The organism is Sphaerochaeta pleomorpha str. Grapes (assembly GCF_000236685.1).
Taxonomy (GTDB): domain Bacteria; phylum Spirochaetota; class Spirochaetia; order Sphaerochaetales; family Sphaerochaetaceae; genus Sphaerochaeta; species Sphaerochaeta pleomorpha.
Genome location: NC_016633.1, coordinates 832,576 through 849,936, shown reverse-complemented (window position 1 = coordinate 849,936; position 17,361 = coordinate 832,576). Strand labels below are relative to the sequence as shown.

Annotated in this window: 19 protein-coding genes; 8 read left to right on the top strand and 11 right to left on the bottom strand. The window is 48.5% G+C overall.

Features of this window, described 5'->3' with window-relative positions:
• Window positions 1–98: 98 nt before the first annotated feature.
• From SPIGRAPES_RS03885 to SPIGRAPES_RS03875, 3 genes are read right to left on the bottom strand one after another with little or no spacing between them, the layout of a single operon-like run.
• The gene (locus tag SPIGRAPES_RS03885) at window positions 99–809 is read right to left on the bottom strand and encodes a PHP domain-containing protein (RefSeq protein ID WP_014269468.1); all 711 of its coding nucleotides are present in this window, start codon (window positions 807–809) and stop codon (window positions 99–101) included.
• Entirely contained in the window at window positions 793–1,143 is a 351-nt protein-coding gene (locus SPIGRAPES_RS03880) for a hypothetical protein (protein ID WP_014269467.1), read from the bottom strand. Before SPIGRAPES_RS03880 ends, SPIGRAPES_RS03885 begins: the two co-directional genes overlap by 17 nt.
• Window positions 1,130–2,068: a CBS domain-containing protein gene (locus SPIGRAPES_RS03875; protein WP_014269466.1), complete on the bottom strand. Its 939-nt coding sequence runs from the start codon at window positions 2,066–2,068 to the stop codon at window positions 1,130–1,132. Before SPIGRAPES_RS03875 ends, SPIGRAPES_RS03880 begins: the two co-directional genes overlap by 14 nt.
• A 122-nt stretch (window positions 2,069–2,190) precedes the next feature.
• Between SPIGRAPES_RS03875 and SPIGRAPES_RS03870 the strand changes: the two genes are divergently transcribed.
• From SPIGRAPES_RS03870 to SPIGRAPES_RS17425, 5 genes are all read left to right on the top strand, one after another.
• Window positions 2,191–2,928, top strand: a complete 738-nt coding sequence (locus SPIGRAPES_RS03870; RefSeq protein WP_041384426.1) for a pseudouridine synthase — start codon at window positions 2,191–2,193, stop codon at window positions 2,926–2,928.
• Between the two features lie 23 nt (window positions 2,929–2,951).
• Window positions 2,952–4,067: an aminopeptidase gene (locus tag SPIGRAPES_RS03865; protein ID WP_014269464.1), complete on the top strand. Its 1,116-nt coding sequence runs from the start codon at window positions 2,952–2,954 to the stop codon at window positions 4,065–4,067.
• A gap of 32 nt (window positions 4,068–4,099) precedes the next feature.
• Window positions 4,100–4,477, top strand: coding sequence for a PAS domain-containing protein (locus SPIGRAPES_RS03860; protein ID WP_172635063.1), 378 nt, complete (start codon window positions 4,100–4,102; stop codon window positions 4,475–4,477).
• 90 nt (window positions 4,478–4,567) lie between these two features.
• Window positions 4,568–5,089, top strand: coding sequence for a GGDEF domain-containing protein (locus SPIGRAPES_RS03855; protein WP_155816650.1), 522 nt, complete (start codon window positions 4,568–4,570; stop codon window positions 5,087–5,089).
• 288 nt (window positions 5,090–5,377) lie between these two features.
• Entirely contained in the window at window positions 5,378–7,108 is a 1,731-nt protein-coding gene (locus SPIGRAPES_RS17425; RefSeq protein ID WP_014269463.1) for an ammonium transporter, read from the top strand.
• A 211-nt stretch (window positions 7,109–7,319) separates the two neighbouring features.
• On the opposite strand, the gene purU is transcribed toward SPIGRAPES_RS17425, so the two are convergent.
• From purU to SPIGRAPES_RS03810, 8 genes are all read right to left on the bottom strand, one after another.
• Window positions 7,320–8,192, bottom strand: coding sequence for a formyltetrahydrofolate deformylase (gene purU, locus SPIGRAPES_RS03845; RefSeq protein WP_014269462.1), 873 nt, complete (start codon window positions 8,190–8,192; stop codon window positions 7,320–7,322).
• Between the two features lie 12 nt (window positions 8,193–8,204).
• Entirely contained in the window at window positions 8,205–8,411 is a 207-nt protein-coding gene (gene xseB / locus SPIGRAPES_RS03840; RefSeq protein ID WP_014269461.1) for an exodeoxyribonuclease VII small subunit, read from the bottom strand.
• A 3-nt stretch (window positions 8,412–8,414) separates the two neighbouring features.
• Window positions 8,415–9,620 (bottom strand): exodeoxyribonuclease VII large subunit, encoded by a 1,206-nt coding sequence (xseA, locus tag SPIGRAPES_RS03835; RefSeq protein ID WP_014269460.1) that lies wholly within the window; start codon window positions 9,618–9,620, stop codon window positions 8,415–8,417.
• Complete coding sequence (locus SPIGRAPES_RS03830) at window positions 9,613–10,275, bottom strand: hypothetical protein (protein WP_014269459.1); 663 nt, start codon at window positions 10,273–10,275, stop codon at window positions 9,613–9,615. The genes xseA and SPIGRAPES_RS03830 overlap by 8 nt, the downstream gene beginning before the upstream one ends.
• A 69-nt stretch (window positions 10,276–10,344) precedes the next feature.
• Window positions 10,345–10,512, bottom strand: coding sequence for a DUF362 domain-containing protein (locus SPIGRAPES_RS03825; RefSeq protein WP_014269458.1), 168 nt, complete (start codon window positions 10,510–10,512; stop codon window positions 10,345–10,347).
• Between the two features lie 443 nt (window positions 10,513–10,955).
• The gene (locus tag SPIGRAPES_RS03820; RefSeq protein WP_014269457.1) at window positions 10,956–11,843 is read right to left on the bottom strand and encodes a phosphatase PAP2 family protein; all 888 of its coding nucleotides are present in this window, start codon (window positions 11,841–11,843) and stop codon (window positions 10,956–10,958) included.
• Window positions 11,844–12,117: 274 nt separating this feature from the next.
• Window positions 12,118–12,696, bottom strand: a complete 579-nt coding sequence (locus tag SPIGRAPES_RS03815) for a hypothetical protein (protein WP_014269456.1) — start codon at window positions 12,694–12,696, stop codon at window positions 12,118–12,120.
• A gap of 1 nt (window position 12,697) precedes the next feature.
• On the bottom strand, window positions 12,698–12,949 hold the full coding sequence (locus SPIGRAPES_RS03810) for a 4Fe-4S dicluster domain-containing protein (protein ID WP_014269455.1): 252 nt from the start codon (window positions 12,947–12,949) through the stop codon (window positions 12,698–12,700).
• A 244-nt stretch (window positions 12,950–13,193) separates the two neighbouring features.
• On the opposite strand from SPIGRAPES_RS03810, the gene SPIGRAPES_RS03805 reads away from it, so the two are divergent.
• The 3 genes from SPIGRAPES_RS03805 to dapA all read left to right on the top strand — a co-directional run bounded on the left by SPIGRAPES_RS03805 (window position 13,194) and on the right by dapA (window position 17,360).
• A complete protein-coding gene (locus SPIGRAPES_RS03805; protein ID WP_014269454.1) occupies window positions 13,194–15,578 on the top strand; it encodes a DNA topoisomerase 3 in 2,385 nt (794 codons plus the stop codon).
• 100 nt (window positions 15,579–15,678) lie between these two features.
• Entirely contained in the window at window positions 15,679–16,449 is a 771-nt protein-coding gene (gene dapB, locus SPIGRAPES_RS03800; protein WP_014269453.1) for a 4-hydroxy-tetrahydrodipicolinate reductase, read from the top strand.
• Window positions 16,449–17,360 (top strand): 4-hydroxy-tetrahydrodipicolinate synthase, encoded by a 912-nt coding sequence (dapA, locus tag SPIGRAPES_RS03795; RefSeq protein WP_014269452.1) that lies wholly within the window; start codon window positions 16,449–16,451, stop codon window positions 17,358–17,360. The genes dapB and dapA overlap by 1 nt, the downstream gene beginning before the upstream one ends.
• Window position 17,361 lies beyond the last annotated feature (1 nt).

Genomic DNA, 17,361 nt, shown 5'->3' with positions numbered 1-17,361 from the left:
ACACTGTAGCTCTATTGTGACAGTTCTGTCTTAGGTTCTGCTGCATATGCCATGTAATAAGTTGGGAGGGAAATGAAAGAAATATTGCGTGGAAATGGTTACGGGTGGGTGTAGGAAACCTTTCCTGAGGCAAGTCCCTGTTTCAGGCCTGCAAACGTAAGGGTTGGGATTTCAAGATAACAGGCTCTGCGTCCTACATGCTGCAGGTAATGGGCATCGGAACCGGTAAGAAGGGTTTTTCCATGGATATCGGCAGCGACGGGGACTCTGATTGCCTCAACTGCACTGTAGGGAAGGTCGGGAAGGAACCCCAGGTTGGCAAGTGCGCTGTTGGCGTTCCTGTCAATATGTGCCGGGATGACGAGTGCGTCCCGACTCAGGCCTTCTTCTATGACATCATTGAAGCTGATCCCGCTTGTCGAGATGAGCAATTTGTCTACTGTGCCAATAATTTCCCCTTCCAGGTTCACGATATTCTGCATGCCGAACAAGTTCGGTTTATTATAGATCGGGGGGAGTAGAAACTCGATGAATGAACCGAATTCCATGGCATCCTGCAGTTTTTCAAACAGGACGAGCACATGGACATCCTCGACGGTGTTGACTTCAATCCCGTACAGGCCCATGAGGTTGCAGAGCTCGCAGGCCTCTGCGAAGGCGGGGAGGTTGCGCGTACAGTTATGGTCGGTGAGAGCGAGAATCTGTATCCCTTGTTCCATCGCTTCGACACTCAGCAGTGCAGGGGTAAGGTCATCGCTCCCACAGGGGGATAGGCAGGAATGGTTGTGGAGATCAATTTTTACAAGCATCGACCTTCCCAAGGAGGACGGCAATCTTGCAGCTTGCGGCAAACTGGGTATCATTGGTAGCAAAAATACAGACGTCCTCTTCTTTTGCTGCATTAACCATGTCCTGGGGGGCAGTTCTCCCATTGCAAATCACGATTGCCTTGATGCCGGCCAGTGAGGCGACAGCTACGGTATTCTTATGAGCCTGGATTGTAATCAAAACGCTGTCTGAGGGAGCGTTTCCCATGACATCGCTGAGAAGGTCTCCCGTATAGGCATCGGTGATTTCATTGTCACCATTACATGAGGTCAGGTCTACATACCCCTGAAGTGTCGAAAGGTCATTTGCTTGCATTTTCTATCTCCTCTTTTGGATGCAGTATAATCGTAGAAATAACGGTTGTTCCATTCATATCACTTTCGATGGAAAACGCATCTGAAACAGATTTTACGTTGGGCAACCCCATTCCTGCACCGAAACCGAGAGACCGGATCCATTCGGTGGCAGTCGACCAGCCGGGCGTCATTGCATTGTTCAAGTCAGGAATTCCCGGTCCACTGTCCCTGGCTGTTATCTGCACTGACTGGGGTGTGTATTCGGCAATCAATTCCCCCCCGTCGCTATGTACTACCAGATTCATTTCCAGTTCATACGAAGCTATTGCAGCACGCCTGATTATATGGGGCAGGATTCCTGCTTTTTTCAGTCTTTTTTTGATTTCGGTGCTTGCATACCCTGCATTCTCAAAATCGTTTTTCAGAATGGAGTAGGTATGGATTTCCCCGTTCATTTCATCGCTGAGGCTCGAGGTGCTTGTCCTTTTCTCCAACTCCTCGATTTCCCGGTTGATCTCCACTAGCAAGGTACTGGTTATATCCCTGCTGGTAATCATTCCGACCAGCTCTTTGTGTTTGTTCAATACAGGAAACCTATGGTAAGAGAACCGGTCAAAGTAACTGATTGCAAACGAAATAGGCATATCATCCTCGAGTACAATGAGGTTCCTGGTCATATGGTCCTGGGCTTTTTCCTCTATGTACCCCTTGTCGAGGGCCTGGATGATATCATCCATGCTCACGATTCCTATAAGCCGTTTTCCTTGCACGATGGGAAGACCTGTAACCTGTTTTTCCCGCATGATGTGTTGGATTTTCCGCAAAGGGGTTTCTTTGGTAGCGGTTTCAAGGTTTTTCGTCATTACATCTTTTACTTTCAGACGGTAAATGAGTTCCAAAATTACATTGGGTGACGTATAGGTGTTTATGGGTATTTCTTGCATAGGGCAAGTATACAGTAGCTTGCATTTCTTGGGAAGAAAACTTGTCACCTGTTTTGGGATTTCCTGGAACTGTACTCGATTTGTAGTGAACCTGCCGGCATTATTTGCTATATTGGTACTATATGGAAACAGATTTTACCCTATCAGTGGTACACGAAGACCCCGCTTTCCTTGTTGTGGATAAGCAGGCATGCTTGCCTACGGTTCCTTTAAAGGAAGATCCCCCAGAGAAAATTACACTTCTTTCCTTGGTGAGCAAACAATATCCTGAAGTGCTTCTGGCTTGTGGCCAGAATGCCTGGGAAGGCGGGGTCCTGCATCGTCTCGATACCGCGACCAGTGGCCTTGTTGTAATCGCCAGAACCCAAGAAGCCTACCATTCGTTGAAACACATCCAGAAAGCTGACCTTTTCTGGAAAGAATATGTAGCCCTTTCCAGCCTTCATACCGATGTGCCCAGGCCAGGGTTTCCCCCATACCCTTATGGAGACCCCGTCTTAGGCGGTGGCAAAGAGATTGCGATCGGAAGCCTTTTCAGACGCTATGGCGAAAACCGCAGGGAGGTAAGGCCGGTATCCATGGATAGTTCAAAACAACTTTTGGACAAGACCTCGGGTACATGGTATATTACCAAAGTCTGTTACAGCGGGAAGACAGAGTCAGGGGCCAATCAATTTACCTGTAGGCTTTCCTCAGGGTTCCGCCATCAAGTGCGGGTGCATATGGCTTGGAGCGGGTGGCCTTTGGACGGGGATACTGTCTATCATGGCAAACAGGCTCCAAACCTTGCTCTTAGGGCAGTAGCTGTAAGATTCTTGCATCCTGTTACCCAAGAACAGATAGAAATTCGCGTACAATAATACTGGAAAGGAAGTATGTAAGCATGTCCGATCAAAGAGAACAAAAACTAGCCAGGCTTCTGGTAACGTATTCAGTGGATCTGAAGAAAGGCGAATCCTGCCTTATAAATGCAGTCGATGTCCCTGTTAGCATGGCAGAGGCCTTGATCCGGGAAGTCTATGCAGCAGGTGGCTATCCTGTGGTGAACGTCTGGAGCCAGAGGCTCGAGCGGGCCATGACCGAGGGAGCTACCAAGGAATCGCTGGATGTCTGGGCCGGGGTCGATACCTACCGGATGAAAAAGATGGATGCCTTTATCGGGATCCGCGGCATTGCCAATGTCCGTGAATTGGCAACCGTGGGTGAGAAAGCCAACCTGGTAAGTACCTATTACAATACGCCGGTGCATATGAAAACCAGGCTCCCCCATACAAGATGGGTGGTTTTGCGCTATCCTACCGAGACGATGGCAATGCAGGCCTCCCAGGGCACGGTGGAATTTGAAGAATATTTCTATCGGGTCTGTTGTGATGTCGACTATAAGAAGATGGCAGAGGCCATGGAAAAGGCAAAGACCTATCTCGATTCTGTCGATAAAGTCCATATTGTGGCCCCGGGTACCGACCTTACGTTCTCCGTCAAAGGCATGGGGTTCATTCCCTGTGCCGGTAAGATGAACATACCCGACGGTGAGATTTATTCCTGCCCTATAAAGGATTCAGTTAACGGAAAGATCCGGTACAACTGTAACAGCACCTATCATGGGCATTGTTTCAGTGACATTTCCTTCCAGTTCAAGGACGGAAAAATCATAGAGGCCCATAGTGATGACGATGTGCTTCTCAACCAAGTCCTCGATTTGGATGAGGGTGCCAGGTATATCGGTGAGTTCGCCCTGGGATGCAATCCACAAGTACTCCATCCGATGGATAACACACTCTTTGACGAGAAGATCTCCGGCTCGATCCATTTTACTCCAGGCAATGCCTATGATGACTGCGACAACGGCAACAAATCATCGGTGCATTGGGATCTGGTGCAGATACAGAGGAAGGAGTATGGCGGAGGGGAGATGTGGTTCGACAATGAGCTTGTTAGAAAAGACGGGGTGTTTGTCCATCCGCAACTGCAGTGCCTGAATTTTACTGACGGAAATTGAATCTTGGAGAAGAGGTAAAAACTGTCTGGAGTGTGAACCTGGATTATAGCCTGCTCACTAAGGAAGAGCTTATCGGCAAGCTTGAGGAAAAACAGCTATTGGTCTCCCAGCTTCTCTTGGAAAGGGAACAGGAGACCAGACTCGATTACGCCTGGAGCGGAAACCTCGGTACCTGGTATTGGAACATAAAGACCGATACGGTTACTTTCAACCCACTTAAGGCAACCACCCTTGGCTATTCGCTGGAAGAATTGCCCAAGGATGTCGGGTTTTCTTTTTTTACCGATAAACTGCACCCTGACGATTACCACAAGGTAATGCAGTCGATGATTGACCATTTGAAAGGGACCAGTCCTGTCTATGAAGTCGAATATAGGATACAGGCAAAGGATGGGTCCTATAAATGGTAGTATGACCGGGGGAAAATAACCCGGTATGAAGAGTCGGGCAAACCCTTGTTCCTTGCAGGGATTGTCTTTGACATTACCGAAAAGAAAAAAATGCTGGAATCTTTGGAATCGTCGAACCGGATGTTGGAGAAGTTGTCCAAGACAGACGGTTTGACCGGTTTAGTGAATCATAGGGCCCTGTTCGAGCAATTGGATGTGGAACGGATAGAATCCCAAGAGCTGGGAACGCCTCTTTCCATCGCACTCCTTGACCTTGATGATTTCAAGAGCATAAACGATATCTATGGGCATCTTGCTGGCGACAGCGTCCTTGTCTCGATAGCCAGGATACTTGTTGAGAATACAAGGGACTGCGATACGGTAGGAAGATATGGGGGAGATGAATTTTTGGTAATCCTCAAGAATGCCGATATTGCACTTGCCTGTACTCTATTTGAGAAAATCCTGGCCCTGGTCAGACAGGTTCCTGTCGGGGAAAACAACCATGTGTCAATGAGTGTAGGCATCTGCGAATACCAAGGGGAAAATCTTACGGAGTATATTGTCCATGGGGACAGGAATCTCTATAAGGCAAAGATCTTGGGAAAGAATCAGATAGCATGTTTTGCGTAAGGAACAGGTTTTGTATTTTTATAGATGTATTAAACTATTAATATGAAATGACTTGAAAAATTCTTGTGTATGAATTCTGCATATTTTTGCATATTTTGTTTTTTCTGATTGACAAAATGCCCGGTTTGCAGATATAAACTGTGCATACGTCAAAGGCGATGTGGACTGCTGTTCACATCGCCTTTGTTGTTTTTCCAAGCTTGTATGGCTTGGCGTACGAAGGCGTGCGGTGTTGGGTATTCCCCATCCGTGCGCCTTTTCGCATTTTTTCACCTGGGAGGGAGAAATATGTATTCATCCGTAGACACGATTTGGGTCCTGCTTGGTGCCGTGCTGGTGTTCTTCATGCAAGCTGGCTTCGCGATGGTAGAAACAGGGTTCACCCGTGCAAAGAATGCCGGAAACATCATTATGAAGAACCTTATGGATTTCAGCCTGGGAACCGCAGCCTTCTGGCTCTTGGGTTTTGGCTTGATGTTTGGCCTTACCTCCAAGGGGATTTCCTTGCCGTTTATCGGGGTTCCCGATTTCATGGTCCAGGGAGACTACAGTGGTTCCTACCCAACCTTTGCCTTTTTGATTTTCCAGACAGTGTTCTGTGCAACTGCGGCAACGATTGTCAGCGGAGCAATGGCTGAAAGAACGAAATTCATTTCCTACTGTATCTATAGCGTAATTATCAGCGCTTTGATCTATCCCATCAGCGGTCACTGGATATGGGGTGGCGGCTGGTTGTCCAACCTTGGGTTCCATGACTTTGCAGGATCTACTGCAGTGCATATGGTAGGTGGCGTAGCTGCTTTGATCGGGGCAAAATTCCTCGGGCCTCGTATCGGAAAATTCGGTCCTGACGGAAAACCCCGTGCCATTCCCGGCCACAGCCTGACGCTAGGCGCCTTGGGTGTGTTCATCCTTTGGTTCTGCTGGTTCGGGTTCAACGGTGGCTCTACAGTCTCCATGACAGGGGATGACACAATCCTTTCAGCTTCAAAAATCTTCGTGACAACGAACCTTGCCGCGGCCTTCGCCTCAATAGCCACTATGATATTGACCTGGTTCCGCTATAAGAAACCCGATGTCTCGATGACACTCAACGGTTCGTTGGCAGGGCTTGTTGCCATCACAGCCGGTTGTGATGCAGTCTCTCCCGCAGGGGCGGCAATTATCGGAATCATCGCCGGGGTGGTAGTCGTCTTCTCCGTTGAATTCTTTGAGAAAGTACTGAAAATCGATGATCCTGTCGGGGCTATTTCCGTTCACGGCGTCTGTGGAGCCCTTGGAACCTTACTCACCGGTCTCTTTGCCGTTGACGGTGGCTTATTCTACGGTGGCGGGCTCTCGTTGCTTACTGTCCAGGCTATTGGCGTAGGGGCAGTAATCCTGTGGGTATCGGTTACCATTACCATTGTGTTCTACCTAATCAAAAAAACTGTTGGCCTGCGTGTCACTGCCGCAGAGGAGATTGCAGGCTTGGATATCGAGGAGCACGGACTTGTTTCTTCCTATGCGGACTTCATGCCAGTGGTAAATGGGTTTGTAGCAGAAGAAAGTTCTGCTTTGGTCGTCCCTCAGGTAACCGGGGCAACCCCCGTTGAGCAGGCCGTTCCGGTCAAAACAGTCTCCACCGGTACCGGTGCAGCCAAAAAGGGTGGGGTGAAAATGACAAAGATCGTCATTGTCAGCCGCCAGAGTAAGTTTACCGACTTGAAGAAAGCACTGAACGAGATCGGTGTTACCGGTATTACCGTAACCCATGTAATGGGCTGCGGGATGCAGAAAGGACGTAGCGAGTATTACCGTGGTGTTCCAGTCGATATGACGTTGCTTCCCAAGATGCAGGTTGAGACAGTCGTAAGCAAGGTCCCTGTACGTACTGTAATAGAGGCAGCCAAGAAAGCTCTCTACACAGGACATATAGGAGATGGGAAAATCTTTGTTTTCGATGTCGAAAATGTTATCAAGGTCAGAACCGGAGAGGAAGGCTATGACGCCCTGCAAGATGAAGTTGTTGCCGAATAGGCAAGGTTGAAAGCAAACTGCTGTTCTGTGAAAAGGCCCCGAAAGGGGTCTTTTCCTTACGGTAAAAATAATTTCCGGCACGGCCTTACGTTCTTTAAGCAAGGGAAGGATGCGAAGCAACATGGTGAAACCTAATGAAAAGACATTGCGGGAAAACAAAAAAGAGCCATCGCCTGACCGGCAATGGCTTTTTTAAGCGTATCTGGTAGCACTAGCCTTCGACGTCGAAAACGATGGTTCTGTTTTTCCAGATTATGATCCTGCTTTCCAGATGGGCCTGCACTGCACGTGCAAGTACCCTTCGCTCAACATCTTTTCCTACATCCCTCAGGCCGTTGGGGGTCAACTCATGATTTACGCGTACTACGTCCTGCTCGATGATTGGTCCCTGGTCGAGGTCTTCGCTGGCATAGTGGGCAGTAGCCCCGATCATCTTGACCCCCCTCTGGTATGCTTTCAGATACGGATTCGCCCCTTGGAAGGCAGGTAGGAACCCATGGTGGATATTGATTATTTTTCCCTGCCAGGCCCTGGTGAAATCGGAGGAAAGAATCTGCATGTACCTGGCAAGCACCACCAAATCGATATCAAAACGGGTAAGAAGGGAACGGACTTTCTCTTCCTGGCTTTGCTTGGTCTCGGGGGTTATCGGCAGGTAATAGAACGGAATCCTGAACTGGTTGGCAATGAGTTCAAGGTCCGGATGGTTTGAGATGATAAGGGAAATCTCGCAGTTGAGATCGCCTTCATTGTTGCGAGCGATCAAATCATAGAGACAATGGCTCGTTTTGCTGACCATTATGGCAACCCTGGACTTGTAGTCGCTGTACCGGCATTTCCATTGCAGTTTGTACTCTTCGGCGAACAGCGAGAAATCATCCTCGAGTTCCTTTCGGGTTGTTTGCAAATCTTTCATATCCAGTTCTATACGCATGAAATACCGGCCTTCATTGTTGTCGGTATGTTGCTGGCAGTGCAGGATGTTGTAAGAACGGCTGTAGAACCAGGTAGCCGTAGCGGCCAAAATTCCTTTTCGGTCCTCACATTGTATAAGGAAAATGATTTTTTTCTGAATGGATGCCATTGTCTTCCTCTGTTAGAATTCAGTAATTTCGGCGTTGTCCGGGTTTTCCCCAAGCACGATTTCAACTTTTCGTTTAGCTTCAGAAAGGGATTTCTCCAGTTTTTTGGAAAGTTCCATCCCTTCTTCAAATAAGGCTAGGCTTTCTTCGAGGGTCGTTTCAAGTGCATTGAGCTTGCTTACGATCTCTTCCACCCTGGATACGTCTGATTCAAAACTCATGGTTTACTCCTGTACGAGCACGGTACGTTTTCCGTCAACGAAGGATACAGTAAGTATATCCTTGACTTTTGCTGCTTCTTTCGTGCGGATGAGGTTGCCCTTTTTATCCGTAACGAGTGTATAGCCCCGGGCAAGTATAGCAAGCGGGGAAAGGGCTTGCAACCTTCCTTCGGCCAATTGTAGCCGTTGCTCATTTGATTTGATAAGGAAATGTTCCGCGGTGACAAGGCCGTCGCTGGCATTTGCCAATCGGTACTCCCGGCGTTCCAGCTGCAAAGACAGTCCCCTTGTCAGGCTGCTGGTCTTCACTGCGGACAATTTTTGTGTGGCTAGGTGCAAGCGGTGTTCCATTGCAGTGCAGATATTCTGTTTGAGAAGGCGTACCGATGCTGCATTGTCCAAGAAACCCTGGCTGACAAGTTCGGCGGCGGCAGATGGGGTCGGGGACCGCATATCTGCTACATAGTCGCTAAGTGCCCAGTCGATCTCATGCCCGACTGCGCTGATTACCGGGATTTCCGAATCATGGATCGCCTGTATGACGCAAGGTTCGCTGAACGGTAACAGGTCTTCCAGGGAACCTCCGCCCCGGCCCACGATGAGCACGTCGCACAGGAGAAGGGCGTTAGCCTGTTCAATGCGCATCGCAATGGTTTTCCCGGCATTTTCTCCTTGGACGGTTGCCGGTAACACCAATACATCAAGTGCAGGGGCCCGTCTTTGGAGAATCTGCAGAATATCCTGCAGGGCAGCCCCTGTCGGGCTTGTCACTACGCCCACTCTTTTTGGAGTTCTGGGCAACGGGATTTTTTTATCGGCCGCAAAATAAGCGAGGGAGGCGTAATACTGTTTCCTCTCTTCGAGCATTGCCAGAATATCACCGCTGCCAGAAAGTTGCATGGTTTCACATTTTATCTGGTAGGTACCCCTGGCCCCATAGACGTCCAAGGACCCCTTTACGGTAACCTTATCCCCTTCGGTTGGGGTGAATCCGACTTTCCAGGTGTTTCCCTTGAACATTACAGCTGAGATTGCACATTGGCTGTCCTTGAGGGTAAAGAACCAATGGCCGGTTGAGGAAGGACGGAAATTGGAAATTTCCCCGGTAACCTGCAGGCCGTAAAAGCCTTCCTCAAGCGTTGTCTTGATGAGGTTGGTGAGATCAGATACTGTCAATTCTCCCTGGAAAAGCAAATTCTCATTATTCATTGTTTGTAGGTTTTTCCTTTTCTTTCTTGAGGGACCGGACCTGGGAGAACATTCCGAGGACAGTCAGTAGCGTTGCCCAGACAAAGAACAGCCAGATATCAAGATACCAGAACCGCGTAACCATATAACTGACCAGAAGGGCTCCTGCCAAGGCGTTCTCCAATGCAACGTAATAGTCAAACCCGCGCAGGCAAAGATAGAGTATGAAGAAAAGGATTATTGAAGAGAAAAGCAGGCTGACCGGTAAGTTGACCAGAGAGCGGAGGAGCAAAAATATTGCCAGTCCCATACTCAGGCCAGTGAGAATCTTTAGTAAAAAACCTATACTGTCCTGCTGTTTCCTTGAAAGGAAAAACATGAGAAGTCCCCCAGTGGAGAAGCTTATGAGATATATGAGTGGATGGGTGTAATCCTTGGCATCCCAGAGTAGGTCGTACATAGCCGAAAAAGGATCGGCCATGGCTAGGGCAGAGAGAACCGCCTTCCCGTTTATAGCCAGAAGGGCAAGGGTAAGGCTGATGAGTGCACCGGAAAAAACACTTCTCAAAGGCATGAGGAACTTCCTGGCTTTTGAGCCATAGAAGCAGAGGAATAAACCTATTGCCAATCCCCCGATCATTACAGGGGCGCCTAGAGTCGGTAAATCTGTATGCATGGGGCCTCTTCGTTTTGGGAAAAAAAAAGAGACAGCAACGATGGCTGTCTCTCAACCTATGCGGTTGTCTTACTCCTGGATGATAGCACCGGTCGGACAGACATCGGCACAAGTGCCACAATCAACACAGGCAGCTGGGTCGATTACATAGATATCTCCTTCGGAAATAGCTCCGGAGGGGCATTCTGGAAGGCAAGTTCCACAAGCAACGCAAGCATCAGTGATTTTGTAAGCCATACTATTGACTCCTTACTTCATTTTCGTTGCCTTAGACTATATACCGAGAGTGCTTTCGAGTCAAGAAAGACGCTTGTATTGTACAAAATGTCGGTATTTCATGTTCCATAGCAGATATTTTGTTGTAGTATATCGTGTTTTCTTGTACGTTGTTGCAAAAAAATGTCCCATTTTCCATCATCTGTATAGAGGTAGCCTTTCTTTCAGTATGATTTTTTGGCTATTGCAGGTACAATCAGGTTCCTTAGCGCTGAAGGCGGTCTGTAAAAATTTCTTAAAGTTATATATAGAAACGAATAAAGAAAAAAAATATTGACAAATAAACTTCTAGGGCGTACTATACTTATACCGGTGAAGAAAGGAAAAACTGCGGTTTTTCCGAGTAGCCAAGGCTCTCCCTGGTGGAGAGCTTTCTTTTACCCTTTTGCAAAGAGCAAAAAAGCTTATACCCTAAAGGTGAAGGACAACCCGTTGGGAATCAGGTTCATGCTTGCAAGCAATTTGTTTGTAGGACGGGTTCTGTGCAGATAGGGAACCAAAAATCCTGAAAGGGTCCCGATGACCGCCCCACCCAGCACGTCCGTGGGAAAATGGTTCCCGCTTGTTACCCGCAAAACTGCAGTGGCCGTTGCAATTGCGAAGGAACCCAGTATGACAGGGGTTTTCCACTTTGAATCAGGGAAATAGCTGGAAAATACATAACTGGTAAAGGCGGCGCTGGTGAATGCCATGGTCGTATGGCCGGAGGGAAAGGAACGGTTCCAGTCACCATCGGCGACCTTGTCTTCCGGGAAGAGATCAAAATACATATAGGGGCGGGTTCTGTGCAACAAAGTCTTCCCCACTTCTTTTAAACCGTAGGAAAGCACGATTGCTTCTGTATACATGACACCGACGGTAAAAAAACCTGTCTCGGGGGAAAGCATCAGGAGTCCCGGAAGCAGCAATGAAATGCCATCGAGCACATCCGATACCTTATCCATCGTTTGGTCATATGGCTGCATCGCCCATCGGTCGAACCAGTTTACATCGTGTATGTCCAGAGTGTTTGCATCGACAGTTGAAATCTCTTCCAACATGAAATGATCGATAAGATAGGATCCTCCGATCAGGCTCAGTCCTCCTGATAACAGCAGGCTGTCTGTTTTCAAGTCAAGTTGGAAGGTATTGCCAAAAACTGAGGGGCTGGGGTCTGCAATTTCGATTGGCTCTGCCAAGATCGGGAAAGAAGCAAGGAAACTGAATGAAAGAAACAAAAACAATCCGAGGATAAACCGGGAGTTCGTGTTCCTTCTTCTGCAGAACGGAGCTGTGTTTTGGGATGTAGCCATTGGTTGCCCTCTCTTTGTGCAGCGCTTTCTTTGGAAAAGGATCACCTTTTGCCAGGTAAGTCGCAGAAATAAATTACTTGCCTCTACCTTGTAATGGTGAATCCTTAGAATCTTACCACTCAGGTTACTGAAAACTATAGCACTATTGAGAGGAATTGGAAAACAGTATACGTCATAAACAGATTGCAAAGCCTCAGCAATATGAGGCCTGGCAACCGTTTCCCTGAAGAACTTTCCTTTATTCGGTACTTTTCTTGCTTGGCCCTGTGATTCTTTAGTTTTTGATGCCCAAAATCTTGTTCGAAAGATTTCCTACAGGACAAACAGCACACCAGAGTCTGTTTCTCCAGATCAGGGCAAAGGCAACACCCAGGATGGTGGAACTGAGCATCATGGAGTAGAGGCGATACGAAAGATGGATCAAGAAAGGCGGGGCTGCAATATCCAAAAGCTGGGGGAGTGGAAAGAGCGGTAGGAAAATGAAGAGCCTGATAAAAGCCATGCTTTCCATCTGACCCAAAGCAATCCTGACTGTGGATCCGGTAATAAACAACAGATTCAAACCAAAATACCAAAGCAGGATTTTTCGTAGGCTTCCATCGGTAAATTGCCTTGGCGCCTGTTTCATCTTATTTCCCTTTTTACCGGTCTGCTGTAAAAGCGAGGCCCTGGGACAATACGTGTGGCACCAAGTTTTTCTCTTGTTCTTTGCGAGCAGGATAAAGGGCAAGGCCATGCATACAAATGCTGACAAAGCTGAGAGAATAGATATGAAACCAAGGCCGAAGAATAGCAAAGGAATTATAAAAAGAGCGGGGAGAAGTCCCCGCCTGGCACTAGTGTTTGTCTGCAATTCACTTTTTCTCCATGGTCAAGACTTTGAAGGCACAGTAGCGGGTACATTTTCCGCAGCTGGTGCATTTGCTGTAGTTGACAGTTGGGGCGGCATTCCCTTTCTGTGTCAGTGCGCCGGTCGGACAAACACGTACTGCAGGGCAACGGTGACTCTGAGGACATTTATGGCTTTTTACTACAAGGGTTTTTATCCCCGAATCAGAATCGTCTTTGGCTTTTTTTCCGAAAAACCGTGAAAAATCAAATGGCATACATTACTCCTGGATTGCTACATATATATAGGTAGGCAAATGGTTTTAGATTCGCATTCCCTTGGTGGGAACATCCATACCATACAAAAAAAAGAATAATAAGTCAAATACTTGCTACTAGCAATTAAATCAAAAACCTGGGTTGCCTTTCCATAAAACCAGAGCAGGAAATCTTTGTTTTTCTGTTTCATCTTGCCCCGCATAGGGGGTTGGGGGTATAGTTTTGCGGTAGGGGGATTGCCAATTGAAGAAACTTGTTCTTGCTGAGAAGCCGAGTGTAGGAAGGGAACTTGCCCGCGTTCTGGGATGCCGTATTCGTGAAAAGGGATATTCGGAAGGAGAAGGGTATGTTGTCACCTGGGCCCTTGGGCACTTGGTGGAGTTAGCCCAACCTGCAGCCTACAGTGAACGCTATAGGCGCTGGTCGTTGCGTGACCTTCCCATGCTACCCGATGTTTTGCAGCAGGAAGTGATCGACCAGAGCCAGGAACAGTTTCAAGTAGTGAAAACCTTGCTCAACCGTGCAGATATCGAAAGTCTGATCATTGCAACCGATGCTGGCCGAGAAGGGGAACTTGTTGCCCGTTGGATCATGAAACTCAGCAACTATACGGGACCTGCCCAGCGTCTTTGGATCAGCAGCCAGACCGATTCTGCCATTAAAGAGGGTTTTGAGAAGCTCAAGGACGCCTCATTGTATGACAACTTGTTCCATGCAGCCGAGAGCCGCGCTGCGGCCGACTGGTATGTCGGCATGAATGTTACCCGTGCCCTGACCTGTCATTACGATGCAAAATTGTCTGCAGGTAGGGTCCAGACCCCGACGCTGGCACTTATGACCAACAGGGAAGATGAGATTGAATCTTTTGCCGGTCAGTTTTATTGGACTTTGAAAGCAGATTTTGGGACATTCAGTGCTTCCTGGTATAGCAGCGAGGATACCATAAGGATTTCCACAGAGAAGCAGGCAACCGAGCTGGAAGCAAATCTGGTAGGGAAGGAAGGTGTAATAACCAGTTTGGAAACAGCCGATAAAAACGAACAGCCACCCCTTGCCTACGACCTTACCGAATTGCAGCGCGATGCAAACATGTATCTCGATTTCAGCGCGAAGCAGACTCTCGATGTCCTGCAACGCCTGTATGAACAGTATAAAATCGTTACCTACCCACGCACCGATAGCCGTTATATAACCCATGATATCGTAGCGACGATTCCCCAGCGGTTGCGGGCCCTGGGCACTACCCCCTTCGGTTCCTATGCCACTTCTTTTGCGAACAACGGGTTCCGTATAGATGAACAACGTTTCGTGCAGGACCTGCAGGTTACCGATCACCATGCAATTATCCCGACTGAGCAAAGAGTCGACCTCGCCCGGCTTTCCAATGAGGAACGCTCCCTATGGGAACTGATAGTAATTCGTTTCCTGGAAGTACTTTCCCCCGATTATGAATATAGGACCACGACCTTGGTGGCCAACGTTGAAAACCAGAAGTTCCAGACCAGGTTGACCATCCCTGTCAGTCAGGGGTGGCGGGATGTCGCACGGATTATCGGCAGGCGGAGTGCAGCTTCGCTCATGGTTGACGATGTTGATTTCAATTCCTCACTTACTTCGCTGACCGAAGGGAGTCCCGTACAGATTGCTTCAGTCAAACTCCGCAAACTTTCCACCAGTGCCCCTGAGCGCTATACCGAAGCAACTTTGCTGTCGGCAATGGAGCATGCCGGTCGGTTCGTCGATGATGCGAACTTGAAGAAGCGGTTGACAAATGGGTTGGGTACCCCTGCCACGCGCGCCGATATGATCGAAAAGCTCATCCAGAACAACTATGTCGAACGTAAAGGCAAGGAACTTGTCCCGACTCCGAAGGGCAGGGAGGTCGTCCGTCTGGCCCCGCTGCAACTCCGTTCCCCCGAACTTACCGGGCAGTGGGAAGACCGTCTTGCAAAAATTGCGGAGGGAAAGGAAGCAAGTGGCCCTTTCATTGCAGATATCAAAAAAAATGCCCAGGAACTCGTGAATCAGGTAGTACAGAGTGGCGAGACCTTTGCGCCTAAATTCACCAACTCCAAATCCTGTCCCTTCTGCAAGGGGCCCATGATGAAGGTTGTGGATGAGATTGGTCAGGACCATTATATCTGCCAGCGGCTTTCCTGCTCCTATGAAGAGATGGAAGTGAAGAAACGGGTCCCTGTCGTTAAGGCTGTATCGGAAACGGCACCCAAAGAAGAGAAACCGAAAGCAGTCGTAAAGGTTGTCGCCAAGGCCAAGCCGGTTGTCGATGCGACAGGAAAGAAAAAAGTGCTGGTAATGAAAAAGGCACTGCCGAAGGCTGCACCGCTTACGTCCTTCAGCCTTGCCGATGACAAGGAAGTCAACATGGCACGTTCCTATACCTGGGAGACGGTTACCGAGGTAGTCAGGCCAAGCAAGCTTGCCTATCGGGGTGCTCCAGTCAGGGAAGAAAGGGTGCATAGTAAGGCACAAGAGGACAGGCCTTGGGGAAATACAGGAAAAACTGCCTTTGAAGCGGATAACGCCTCGCAAGGTGGGGGTACTTTTGCAGATTTTTTGAAAGCAAGCAAAGAGCGGAATAAGCGCAATGACGGGAAAAAACGTAAGTAAGTAATAAATATTACAAATATGTTATAATAAAAACATTCTGTTATCTTATAGACATTGTTGTCGCTTTTCTGCTACTCTGCTTTCGAACTTGGAGGAGTATATGAGAATCGCAATTGTCGGATACGGAAAAATGGGGAAGTTAATCAGGCAGGAAGCACTTTCCAGTGGCCATGAGGTCGTTGCCGTAATAGACCCCTGGTCACCAGCTCCTGAGATTACAGCTTTGAGTCTCGACGCCTTGTCGCTTGCAGGATGTGATGTCGCTATCGATTTTACCCATCCAGCAACTATCGTGGATGACATCATTCTCTATGCCCGCCTTGGCATTCCTGCAGTCATCGGCACTACTGGGTGGTATGACCGCCTGGAGGAAGTGAGAGAGACGGTTGAAGATCTCGATTGCTCGATTATCTATAGTGGGAATTATTCTTTGGGGGTGGCTGTTTTTCTTCAGGTGGTAAAGCGCGCGGCCCAGTTGTTCGACAAGGTCGGCGGCTATGATTCCTTTATCCAGGAAATCCACCATGCCCAGAAGGCAGACAGCCCTTCCGGTACTGCCTCCATGCTTGCTGACATTGTCCTGGAAAACAGTACCTCAAAACACTCCATTGTCTCAGATACACTGCATCGCAAACGGGAAGACGATGAGATACAGATAGGTTCGGTGCGCGGAGGCTCTGTTCCCGGCACGCATACTGTCTATTTCGATAGTCCTGAGGATACGATAGAATTGACCCATCGGGCCAGGTCCCGCCAGGGATTTGCTGTTGGTGCAATCAAAGCGGCGAATTGGATAGCAGATGGCAGGAAGGGCTTTTTCACCCTTTCGGATATGCTTGATGACGTATTTATGAATGTGGAGAAAGCATAATGGCAGAAAAACTTTTTCGTGGGGTGTATACGGCAATGGTCACTCCGTTTACCAAGAAGGATAACCTGGACGAAGAGGCCCTTCGCCAGATTATCGAAGCACAGATACATAGTGGCGTCGACGGGTTGGTCCCTTGTGGTACTACGGGTGAAAGTCCTACCTTGAGCCATGATGAGCATGACCGTACCATCGCCTTGACCGTTGAATTTGCAGATGGAAGGGTCCCTGTGATGGCCGGAACCGGTTCGAATGCAACTACAGAGGCAGTCAGGCTTTCCCGCCATGCCCAGGAAGTAGGGGCCAATGCCGTGCTTCTGGTCAATCCCTATTATAACAAACCTACCCAGAAGGGTTTGTTTTTGCATTTCAAGGCGATTGCCGACAGTGTTGATATTCCCTGCATCCTCTATAACATCAAGGGGAGGACAGGGGTGAATATCGAGACCGATACCCTCATTGCCCTCAGCGAGGCTTGTCCCAATATTCTCGGGGTGAAGGAAGCCAGCGGAAGCATCGAGCAGATCAAGTCTGTCATTGCAAAAGCACACCCTGGTTTTTCCGTCCTCAGCGGTGATGACAACCTTTCTCTCGATCTCATCCAAGCCGGTGGTGACGGAGTAGTCTCGGTTGCCTCCAATATTTGCCCTGGTTATATTTCTACCATGGTTCACCTTGCCCTTGCAGGTGATATGGCTGCGGCAAGGAATATGGAAAAAGACCTTGCAGGGTTTTTCAAGGCCTGTTTCCTTGAGACAAACCCAATCCCAATAAAAACTGCCATGGCACGGTATCATTGGTGTGAGGAATCTTTCAGGCTTCCGATGTGTACCTTTGAACATGAGGAAAATCGCAGGATCCTCTATGCAGAACTTGACAAGCTGGACAGCTTGGGCGCAATCAGGAGGCGGTAGG

Bases quoted from the DNA above. Each gene is read 5' to 3' on its own strand.
- SPIGRAPES_RS03825 (WP_014269458.1), bottom strand. From the start codon at position 10,512: ATGGCTTACAAAATCACTGATGCTTGCGTTGCTTGTGGAACTTGCCTT.
- xseA (WP_014269460.1), bottom strand. From the start codon at position 9,620: ATGAATAATGAGAATTTGCTTTTCCAGGGAGAATTGACAGTATCTGAT.
- dapA (WP_014269452.1), top strand. From the start codon at position 16,449: ATGGCAGAAAAACTTTTTCGTGGGGTGTATACGGCAATGGTCACTCCG.
- SPIGRAPES_RS17425 (WP_014269463.1), top strand. From the start codon at position 5,378: ATGTATTCATCCGTAGACACGATTTGGGTCCTGCTTGGTGCCGTGCTG.
- SPIGRAPES_RS03830 (WP_014269459.1), bottom strand. From the start codon at position 10,275: ATGCATACAGATTTACCGACTCTAGGCGCCCCTGTAATGATCGGGGGA.
- SPIGRAPES_RS03820 (WP_014269457.1), bottom strand. From the start codon at position 11,843: ATGGCTACATCCCAAAACACAGCTCCGTTCTGCAGAAGAAGGAACACG.
- xseB (WP_014269461.1), bottom strand. From the start codon at position 8,411: ATGAGTTTTGAATCAGACGTATCCAGGGTGGAAGAGATCGTAAGCAAG.
- SPIGRAPES_RS03870 (WP_041384426.1), top strand. From the start codon at position 2,191: ATGGAAACAGATTTTACCCTATCAGTGGTACACGAAGACCCCGCTTTC.
- purU (WP_014269462.1), bottom strand. From the start codon at position 8,192: ATGGCATCCATTCAGAAAAAAATCATTTTCCTTATACAATGTGAGGAC.
- dapB (WP_014269453.1), top strand. From the start codon at position 15,679: ATGAGAATCGCAATTGTCGGATACGGAAAAATGGGGAAGTTAATCAGG.
- SPIGRAPES_RS03855 (WP_155816650.1), top strand. From the start codon at position 4,568: ATGCTGGAATCTTTGGAATCGTCGAACCGGATGTTGGAGAAGTTGTCC.
- SPIGRAPES_RS03810 (WP_014269455.1), bottom strand. From the start codon at position 12,949: ATGCCATTTGATTTTTCACGGTTTTTCGGAAAAAAAGCCAAAGACGAT.
- SPIGRAPES_RS03885 (WP_014269468.1), bottom strand. From the start codon at position 809: ATGCTTGTAAAAATTGATCTCCACAACCATTCCTGCCTATCCCCCTGT.
- SPIGRAPES_RS03875 (WP_014269466.1), bottom strand. From the start codon at position 2,068: ATGCAAGAAATACCCATAAACACCTATACGTCACCCAATGTAATTTTG.
- SPIGRAPES_RS03865 (WP_014269464.1), top strand. From the start codon at position 2,952: ATGTCCGATCAAAGAGAACAAAAACTAGCCAGGCTTCTGGTAACGTAT.
- SPIGRAPES_RS03880 (WP_014269467.1), bottom strand. From the start codon at position 1,143: ATGCAAGCAAATGACCTTTCGACACTTCAGGGGTATGTAGACCTGACC.